The organism is Microbacterium sp. 05T445 (genome assembly GCF_056395865.1).
Map to the genome: position 1 here is coordinate 2004012 of NZ_JBFTKJ010000001.1, position 9933 is coordinate 2013944.

At 70.6% G+C, this 9933-nt stretch carries 6 protein-coding genes; 3 read left to right on the forward strand and 3 right to left on the reverse strand.

Annotation, left to right across the window (positions count from 1 at the left end; all coding sequences use genetic code 11):
* Window positions 1-150: 150 nt before the first annotated feature.
* On the reverse strand, window positions 151-1512 hold the full coding sequence (locus AC1DDU_RS09515; RefSeq protein ID WP_477433357.1) for an HNH endonuclease signature motif containing protein: 1362 nt from the start codon (window positions 1510-1512) through the stop codon (window positions 151-153).
* Between the two features lie 137 nt (window positions 1513-1649).
* On the opposite strand from AC1DDU_RS09515, the gene AC1DDU_RS09520 reads away from it, so the two are divergent.
* A complete protein-coding gene (locus tag AC1DDU_RS09520; protein ID WP_477433359.1) occupies window positions 1650-2297 on the forward strand; it encodes a class I SAM-dependent methyltransferase in 648 nt (215 codons plus the stop codon).
* Between the two features lie 34 nt (window positions 2298-2331).
* Here the strand turns inward: AC1DDU_RS09520 and helR are convergent, their stop codons facing one another.
* Window positions 2332-4461: an RNA polymerase recycling motor ATPase HelR gene (gene helR / locus AC1DDU_RS09525; RefSeq protein WP_477433361.1), complete on the reverse strand. Its 2130-nt coding sequence runs from the start codon at window positions 4459-4461 to the stop codon at window positions 2332-2334.
* A gap of 402 nt (window positions 4462-4863) precedes the next feature.
* Here helR and AC1DDU_RS09530 point away from each other — a divergent pair, with 402 nt between their 5' ends.
* Window positions 4864-7218 (forward strand): arylsulfatase, encoded by a 2355-nt coding sequence (locus tag AC1DDU_RS09530; protein ID WP_477433362.1) that lies wholly within the window; start codon window positions 4864-4866, stop codon window positions 7216-7218.
* A gap of 77 nt (window positions 7219-7295) precedes the next feature.
* Here AC1DDU_RS09530 and AC1DDU_RS09535 read toward each other — a convergent pair whose 3' ends face one another.
* Window positions 7296-7937 carry a TetR/AcrR family transcriptional regulator gene (locus AC1DDU_RS09535; RefSeq protein ID WP_477433364.1) on the reverse strand — a complete coding sequence of 214 codons (642 nt, stop codon included), beginning with the start codon at window positions 7935-7937 and terminating at the stop codon, window positions 7296-7298.
* A 121-nt stretch (window positions 7938-8058) separates the two neighbouring features.
* On the opposite strand from AC1DDU_RS09535, the gene AC1DDU_RS09540 reads away from it, so the two are divergent.
* Window positions 8059-9513, forward strand: coding sequence for a purine-cytosine permease family protein (locus tag AC1DDU_RS09540; RefSeq protein WP_477433366.1), 1455 nt, complete (start codon window positions 8059-8061; stop codon window positions 9511-9513).
* Window positions 9514-9933 lie beyond the last annotated feature (420 nt).

The window sequence follows — 9933 nt, forward strand, 5'->3', positions numbered from 1 at the left end:
CGCCGGTGGTGCAGCGGGACGGCGGTTCTCGAGTCACGTTCGTCCACGGCATCGGTTCCTGCCGGGAGGGGCGTGACCGCAGAGCCGGCACGCGTCCGCATAGCGCAGCCTCATGCGCGCCCCGGCTCCAGGGTCACGACGCCGAAGGTACTAGGGCTTCATGGCGAACGAGTCGTCGAAGTCCGATCCGCGCGGACGCGTGCTGATGACCGTGTCACGCGCGGATCGGCGTGAGCGGAGGGACGCGGTCCTCTCGTGGTCCGGAGGCGAACTCGTGCCCGGAAGGACTGGTCCACACCAGCAGATCGTCCTCGAGGCGGGCCACCAACGGGTGTGGTGCTTGAGGCGGTGGTGCTTGAGGCGGTGGTGCCTGCGGCAGAGGTGCGCGAGGTTGTCGTGGTCGGTGCAGCCGCCATCGGCCCAATCGTGGTTGTGGTCGGCGTCGCACGTGCCGGCCGGGTGGTCGCAGCCGGGGAAACGGCAGGTGCCGTCGCGGTCGGCGAGCCAGGCGCGCAGCGCTGCCGGGACGCGGTAGGTCTCGCGGTCGTACGCGAGCCGCACCCCGGTGACGGGGTGCGTGAGCACGCGCCGCCAGGAGGGGGCGCCCGCGGCGATGGCCTTCGCCACGTCGAGGGGGATCGGGCCGAACCCGTCGAGCACGGCGGGTTCGTCGCCGTGACCGAGCAGGGTGAGTGCGGGCACGGTCAGCGTCACATCGACGCGCACGTCGCGGAGCGTGGTCGCCGGGTCGGTGGCGTCGGGCACGGTCGAGGGGCGACCGCTGCGCAGGAGTGCGTCGACGAGCGCGTCGAACCGGAGCTGGTCGAGGGTTCGCGGGTCGCCGGCATCCTGCTCGTCCTTCGCGATGCCGTTGAGCAGGGTGTGGGCGAGATGGACCTGCAGGATCGGGCCGTAGGCCATCAGCCATCCCATGCCGTCGCGCGCGGGCTGCACGTTGACCTGCCGGGACCGGGTGGCGCGAGTGGCACGCACTTCGATGGTCTCGGGGTCGAGGTGTTCGCGCACCCGCCGGCAGCGGTGGGCGAATCGGTGAGCGGTGACGTCGAGGCGGCCCGCGAGCACCGCGTCTTCGAATGCGGCCCGGTGGAGCGGGGCGAACAGCTCGGCGTCTTCGACGAGGGCCGCAGCATGCCGGTACGAGATCTCGCCGGCAGTCAGCGCGGCCATCGTGCCGGGCAGGTCGGCGCACAGCACGCGCGCCTCGCGGATCAGTGCGGCCGCGTGCCGTTCGGTGATGCGGAGCACGCAGGCCGCCTCGGCGCGGGTCGAGCGCTCCACCCAATCCGCGGCATCCGTCGCCTCGCCGCGCGGTGTCTCACCGGCGGAGTCGGAGGACACGATCCGTTCCTGATGCGCCTCATTCGCCCGCCGCAGCGCGTCGAGCAGGCGGGTGCGCTCGGCCTCGAGCTCGGCCTGCGCGCGACGCACGCGATCGAGCTCGCCGACGATCGCCGCGGCGTCGTCACAATGGAGCGCATCGGTCCTGCACATACCCCGACTTTAGAACATACCTCCGACATCGCGGCGAGGTGCGGGTCGCTCGATTTCGGACTGATCGGGGGTTTCCGTCAGCTCGCCCGCGTGATCGCCATGGAGCGGAACGAGGCGACATGCCTAGGCTGGACACGATGGGATTCCTGGCATTCCTCGGCCGCGTCAACGCCGCCCACCCGTGGTCGCACAATGACGCCTACGCGGGGTTCGTGCTCAGGCACGCACGCGCGGTGCGTCGCCGCGGCGGAGTCACCGCGGTCGACGTGGGCTGCGGCACCGGGAACCTGCTGGAGCTTCTCGCGGAGGTGTTCCCCACGGCTATCGGCATCGAACCTGATCCCGATACCGCCGCGGCCGCCGGACGACGGTTCAGCGGGACGCGCATCCGGATCAACCGACGGGAGTTCGGGGCTGAGCCGGCGCAGGCGTATGACGTGATCGTGTTCGTGGCCTCCTTGCATCACATGCCCCTCTGGGCAGCGCTCCACGAGGCTCGCGCGGCGCTGCGCCCCGGTGGCCGGGTCGTGATCGTCGGACTGGCCGAAGAAGCCTCAGGCGACACGATGCGCGAATGGGTGTCGCTCCTGCTGAATCCGCTCGTCGGCCTGATACGTCACCCGGCCCGCGCGACCGGCACTCCGGCGCACATGCAGGCTCCGACTGCCGAGGCGAGCCAGTCGTTCGACGAGATCCGCGCGATCGCCACCGAGGTGCTCCCCGGCATCCGGATGCGGCGCCGCCTGTTCTGGCGCTACACCGCCTCGTGGACTGCGCCGCGCTGACCGGCGCCGGTGCTCCCGCCTGCCGCGCGCCGCCCTACCCCTCGAGCACCGCCAGCCGGCTCGTCGCGCGGGTCATCGCGACGTAGCGGTCGACGGCGCCCTCGATCCCGCCGCCGAGGCGCGAGGGCTCGACGAGCACCACGAGGTCGAACTCCAGCCCCTTCGCGAGCTCCGGGGCGAGCGACCGCACGCGCTCGCGGGGTGCGAACGACGGATCCCCGATGACGCATGCCGTGCCCTCGGCGTGCGTGGTGAGCCACTCCTCGAGGAGCGGTTCGAGCTCGGCGACGGCGCCATGCCGCACCGGGATGCCGCTCTCGCGGATCGACGTCGGCACGTTCGCGTAGGGGATCGCGGCGCGGATCACCGGCTCGGCCTCGTCCATGACCTCGCTGGGCGTGCGGTAGTTCACCGTCAGCGACGCGATCTCGACGTCCGTGAGACCCGCGGCTTCGAGGCGGTCCCGCCACGACTCGCGGAACCCGTGACGCGCCTGCGCGCGGTCGCCCACGATCGTGAAACTGCGCGACGGGCAGCGGGCCAGCAGCATCCGCCATTCCGCGTCGGTGAGCTCCTGCGCCTCGTCGACGACGATGTGCGCGAACGGGCCGGAGAGCAGGTCGGGATCGGATGCCGCCAGCACCGACTCGTCGACGAGGCTGTTGCGCAGGTCGTCGCCGTCGAGCCACTGCATCATCTCGTCGCCGGCCTCCTTGAGGCGGTCGACGACCTGCGCCATGTACTCGCGCTCCCTTGCGAGTTGCGCCTCGCGCTCACGGCGGCGACGCGACGCGGCCGGGTCGCCCAGCCGACGGCGTGCGGCATCGAGCAGGGGGAGGTCCGCGCCGGTCCAGGCGGCGGCATCCTTTCTCTGCAGCGCCTCGACCTCGTCTGGGGTGAGCCACGGCGCGCAGCGGCGCAGATACGCGGGCACCGACCAGAGGTCGGCGACGAGGACGGATGCCTCCACCAGCGGCCACGCGCGCGAGAAGGCGCGCGTCAGCTCTTCGTGGCGGGCGAGCGTGCGGCGCAGCTGGTGCAGCGGCACCTCCTCGCCGTCGACCTGGTCGGTGAGGATGTCGAGCACGGTCTCCCAGACCTGGTCGCGCGCCTCGTTGTGGGGCAGGCCGAGCTCGGCCGACGCGAACGCCTCGGCCCAGTCCTCGGGGTCGAGCCGGAGCTCGACCCACGGCGTCTCCACGAGCAGAGTCCTGGTCGGCGGCTCCTCGTACAGGCGCACGGCCGGCTCGATCGCATCGACCATGCGCGCATCGGCCTTGAGACGCGCGACGAGCGGGTCGGACTCCGGCCCGGAGGTCGGGCCTTCGGCGACCAGTTCGCGCAGCGTGCAGGTCTGCACGCTCTCCTCGCCCAGACTCGGCAGTACGTCCTCGACGTACGAGAGATACGCGGGGCTCGGGCCGACGAACAGCACCCCGCCGCGCCCCTCGCCCAGGTGCGGGTCGGAGTAGACCAGGTACGCAGCGCGGTGCAGCGCCACCACGGTCTTCCCGGTGCCCGGCCCGCCGTCGACGACCAGCGCACCGCGCGACCCGGCGCGGATGATCGCGTCCTGGTCGGCCTGGATCGTACCCAGCACGTCGCGCATGCGCGGCGAGCGACTGGCGCCGAGGCTCGCGATGAACGCCGACTGGTCGTCCAGGGCGGCGCCCTGGGCGAGCCCTTCGGCCGTGAACACCTCGTCCCAGTAGTCGGTGACGTGCCCGCCGGTCCAGCGGTAGCGGCGGCGGCTCGCCAGGCCCATCGGGTGTGCGTGCGTGGCGGCGAAGAACGGCTCGGCAGCGGGCGTGCGCCAGTCCACGAGCAGGCGGCGGCCCTCGGCATCCGTCAGCCCGAACCGGCCGATGTAGACGGGGGCGGACCCGTCGGCGGGCGCGATCCTGCCCAGGCATGCGTCGATCGTGAACCGACGCAGCACCCGAAGGCGGGCCGACAGGCGGTGGATCTCGAGGTCGCGTTCGAGCGCGGCCTGCCCGCCGCCGCCCGGATGCCGCCGCACGACGTCGAGGCGGTCCTCGAGTCCTGCGATGGATGCGGCGAGGCTGTCGGCGATCGCGGCGAAGTGCCGCTCGTCGCCGCCGACCAGGGCGGGATCGGCCTTCGCGGCGAGGCGTTCGGGCAGGCGGAAGGCGGTGGCGGGCATCGAATGGCTGGTCACTGGGGAAATCACGGCATCGGCTCCTGGCGGCTGGCGCGACGGGGGCGCGTCGCGACCGACCAGTATGCGCCCTCGAGGGGCCCTTGCCGCAAGGCCCCCTCCGCCGGATATCCTGGTAGTGGCAGGACGGTCGCGCCTCTGCGTGCGCCGACCTCCTCCCGCCCGCGAGAATCGCCCCGATCCGATTCCGATCGTTGTCCGCTGCGGAAGGCGCGCCTAGGATGCCGAGCAGGCGACACGCTCCGTACACGGTCCTGGGGGGATCCGAACGACGAGGCGACGGGGTCGCCGCTGCTGTCCGCTCTCCCCAGGTGCCGTGAGGTCGTGTGCCGGCCGGTCGAGCGCTGCCGTTCGACCACCATCGTGGGACGACGACAGGAGCGACACATGACCGACGGCATCCGCGCATCCATCGTGGGGGAGCCTCTCCCTCCCGCCCGCACGCTCCCCTTCGCACCGAAGCCCTCGGGCAGCTACGCGGGACGCACGCTTGCGGAGTCGACCTACGCGCCGCTGCCGCCGGAGCGGCACCTCCCCGAGAACGCGCCCAACGTCCTCGTGATCCTCATCGACGACGCCGGGCCGGCGCTGCCGGCACCACTGGGCGGCAAGGTGAACACGCCGACCCTCGATCGGATCCGCCAAGGCGGCATCGGGTTCAACCGATTCCACACGACGGCGATGTGCTCGCCGACGCGCGCCTCGCTGCTGACCGGGCGCAACCACCACCGCGTCGGCGCAGGACAGATCGCCGAGCTCGCCAACGACTGGGACGGCTACTCGGGCCACATCCCCAAGAGCAGCGCGACCATCGCCGAGGTGCTTCGCAACTACGGCTACGCGACCGCGGCCTGGGGGAAATGGCACAACACCCCCGCCGAGGAGACCACCAAGGCGGGTCCGTTCGACAACTGGCCGACCGGCAACGGGTTCGAGTACTTCTACGGGTTCCTCGCCGGCGAGGCCTCGCAGTACGAGCCCAACCTGGTGCGCAACACCACGAGCGTGCTGCCGCCGAAGACCCCCGAGCAGGGATACCACCTCAGCGAGGACATCGCCGACGACGCGATCGCGTGGCTGCGCGACCACAAGGCCCTCTCGCCCGACAAGCCGTTCTTCATGTACTGGGCGACCGGCGCCATCCACGGCCCGCACCACATCATGAAGGAATGGGCCGACAAGTACGCCGGCGTCTTCGACGACGGCTGGGACGCCTACCGCGAGGACGCGCACGCGGCAGCGAAGGCGGCGGGCTGGATCCCCGAGGACGCCGAACTCACCCCGCGACCCGAGTCGCTGCAGGGCTGGGACGACATCCCCGAGCACCAGAAGCCGTTCCAGCGGCGCCTGATGGAGGTGTGCGCCGGCTTCGGCGAGCACGCCGACGTGCAGGCGGGCCGCCTGGTCGACGAGCTCGAGCGCCTCGGATACACCGACGACACGATCGTGATCTACATCTGGGGCGACAACGGGTCCTCCGGCGAGGGACAGAACGGCACCATCAGCGAGCTGCTGGCGCAGAACATGATCCCCACCACGATCGACCAGCACATCGCCGTGCTCGACGAACTGGGCGGGCTCGATGTGCTGGGCACCCCGGCGACCGACAACCAGTACCACGCGGCGTGGGCCTGGGCCGGGTCGACCCCGTACCAGGGCATGAAGCTCATGGCCTCGCACCTCGGCGGAACCCGCAACCCGATGTTCATCCAGTGGCCGGGGCGCATCGACCACGACCCGCAGCCGCGCACGCAGTTCCACCACGTGATCGATCTGGCCCCGACGATCTACGAGATCCTCGGCATCTCCCACCCCGACACGGTCAACGGCATCCCGCAGGACCCGATCGACGGCACCAGCTTCGCGTACTCCATCGACGACAAGACCGCCGAGGGCCGGCACCGGGTGCAGTACTTCGAGGTCATGGCGAGCCGGTCCATCTACGAGGACGGCTGGATGGCGTCCACGACCGGACCGCGCCTGCCCTGGGTGCCGGGCGCCCCTCCGGGGATCGCGACGTGGACACCCGACGCGGACACCTGGGAGCTCTACAACCTCGACGAGGACTGGAGTCAGGCCCGCGACATCGCGGACCAGCACCCCGAGAAGCTGGCGGCGCTGAAGGAGCTGTTCGCGATCGAGGCGGCCAAGAACAAGGTGCTGCCGGTGGGCGCAGGACTCTGGGTGCCGGTCTACCACCCGGAGTTCCGCATCACGCCGCCCTACACGCAGTGGGAGTTCTCGGGCGACACCTTCCGGGTGCCGGAGTTCTGCGCGCCGGCGCTGGGCAACAAGCCGAACGTCGTGACGATCGAGGCGACCGTGGGGGAGAAGGCCAACGGTGTGCTGTACAAGCTCGGCGGCGCCGGCGGCGGCCTGACCGCGTTCGTCATGGACGGCATCCTCACCTACGAGTACAACCTGTTCCTCGTGCAGCGCACGACGATCGCGGCATCCGAGCCTCTGCCCGCGGGCGAGGTCACCATCGAGATCGAGACGAGCTACGTCGAGCCCCGCCCGGGCGGACCGCTCCGCGTCGAACTCCGCGTGAACGGCTCGTCGGTCGCGTCGGGGACCGTTCAGATCAGCGCCCCGCTGCTGTTCTCCGCGAACGACTGCCTCGACGTCGGGCGCGCCTACGGCGGACCCGTCTCCCGGTCGTACGCCGACCGCATGCCGTTCGCGTTCGACGGAGACATCGGCCGGATCCACGTCGCCTACACGCCGGCGGCGAAGGGCTGAGGCGGCGCGGCGGGGTCTCGCAGCGCGCGGGACTCCGCCGCTCCCGGCGGCGGTTGGGCAGAGCGGATGCCGCGGCGTCAGTCCGCGGGCTGTCGGGCGCGGTGCGCGTGCAGCGACCCCGGCGGAAGGCCGAGGGTCCACTCGGCGACGTCCGAGACGAAGCGATAGGTGCCGACCGAGGCGACCTCGCGGGTGTTGTTGACGTAGGAGGACTGGCCGTCGACCGCCATGAGGATCCGCGTGCAGGCGTGGACCGGATCGACGTCGGCGAAGTCGCCGGCGGCCACGCCCTGCTCGATGATGTCGACGAGGCCCGCCTCGTTGAGGGTCTCCTGCTCGACGACCGCGGCGTCGAGCGCCGGGCTGGAGCGCGAGAGGTGCCGGGCGTTGAGCCACAGTCGCGCGAGGTCCCACGAGTCGGTGCTCTCGAAGCCGGTGACCAGGCGTGCGAGGCGGTCCACGGCGGTGCCCTCGCGGGGGAAGAGCTGATCGCGCTCCTCGGCCGCGGCGCGCGAGAACGCCGCCACGACGAGGTCCTCGGCGGCCGGGAAGTAGTGCGTGATCAGGCCGGGACGCACCCCCAGGCGGTCGGCGACAGCCCGCAGCGTGATGCGTTCGAGGCCCTCGGCGAGGGCGATGGCGGCCGAGGCCGCGAGGATCTCCTCCCGGCGCTCTTCGGGGCGCTTGCGGACACGGGGGGCAACGGCGCTTGACACCATGCCGCCCATGCTATTGGATGTGTGACCAATAGCTCTATTGTCCACGCGGCCAATAGACGCAGCATCCCGAAGCAACGAAGCCACGGCACGACGACGTCGTCACGCCACCGAGAGGATCCCCGTGTCCCAGCAATCGCAGACCGCGTCGGCGGCCCCGACCAACAGCAGCGAGTTCGTGGATGCCGCCGGCCAGCCCGAGACGCGCGGCATCGAGCTCATCGGTGCCCACGAGCGCCACGGCCGGGCGCGCGACCTGTTCTTCGTGTGGGCGGCGCCGAGCGTCAGCATCCTGAACTTCACGATCGGGGCGACACTCGTGCTCCTCGGGCTCGAGCTGTGGCAGGCGGTGCTCGTCGTGATCGCGGGATCGGCGCTGTGGATCTTCCCCGGGATCATTGCGATCAGCGGGCCGGCGGCGGGCACCTCCGGCTCGGTCATCACCAGGGCCATCTACGGCGTGCTGGGCAACAAACCCGTGGTCGCCTTCACCGGGTGGCTCATCGGCGCGGTGTTCCTCGCGCTGAACTGGCTCGCGTCGTCCTTCCTCGGCGCGGATCTCCTGGCCGGTATGGGCTTCGCCGACCCGATCGTCGCGCCGATCGCGGTCACGCTCGTGATCTCGGCGCTCACGGTGCTGGTCGCCGTGTACGGCCACGCGCTGATCCTGCGGGTGTACTCGTGGCTCGCGATCGTGCTCGCCGTGATCTTCGTCACCGTGGCGGCGTTCATCCTGCCCCAGGTCGACTGGAGCTACCAGGCCGCAGAGCCGCTCACCGGCGTGCCGCTGTGGTCGGCGATCACGATCGGCTTCACGATCATCGCGTCGGGCCCGATCTCGTACATCAACAGCCCCGACATCGCCCGCTACCTGCCCCGCTCGACCAAGCGGTCGCACATCGTCGCCGCGACCGCGCTGGGCGGCGCGCTGCCGGGCATGGTGTTCACGATCGTGGGCGTGCTGCTGGCGACCGCGGTCACGGGGGAGGCGATGGGCGCGGGCATCGAGTCGGCGCTGCTCGGTCTCCTGCCCGGCTGGCTGGGCGCGGTCCTCGTCGTCGGTGTCATCGCGAACACCATCGCCCTCAACGGCATGACCACGTACACCTCGAGCATGGCGCTGCAGGCGATCGGCCTTCCGATCCGCCGCATCCCGGCGGCGATCGTCGTGGGTGTGATCGGCACGGCGCTGACGATCTACCTCGTGCTGTCGACGAGCCTGCTGGATGCCGTCAACCTGATGCTGCAGTTCCTCGTGATCGTCTCGGCACCCACGATGGCCGTCTTCGTGGCCGACGTCCTCATGCGCCGCGGCCGCTACGACGGCGTCGAGCTCTTCGACGAGGAGCGCGGCGGACGGTTCTGGTACAGCGCCGGCTGGAGCATCCCGGGCCTCGCAGCCGTGCTCGTCGGCGGCGTCGCGAGTGCCCTGTGCCTGTCGACCGAGGTGTGGACTGGGCCCGTCGCCGAGTCGCTCGGCTATGTCGATCTGTCGGTGCCGGTCGGGATGATCGTGTCGGTGCTCGTCTACGTCCTGCTGCTGCGCACGCCCCTCGGAAAGACGGGGCGACCGGCGTGATGGCGGTCGGACACGCCCGGGGTGCACGCTGGATTCGACGGAAGGGGCCGGATCGTCATAAGCTTCTTCTTGTTCGCCCCACAGGGTAGAGCGGAAGGCCGGAAGGTCTGGCTCCCCTCAAGCGGCGGACGAACACCATCTCACCTCCAGCCGCTTGGTTGGTCGCCCGGAAACGGTCGAGAGATGGATCCGCGCTCCCTGTGCTGCTGGTCGGTTCGACAGGACAGATGGGGTGCGCGGGCAAGTGAAGTTGCCCTGCGGGGATGGCTGAGAGGCCTGACTGCGGGTGCGTCCGATCTTTGAGAACTCAACAGCGTGCACTTGTCAAATGCCAAATTTATTTCTCTGTCGACCAGTTTTGCTGGTTGGTGGGGGTCTTTTTTGGATCAATTCATGGATGTCAGTTTGATATTCGTTTTT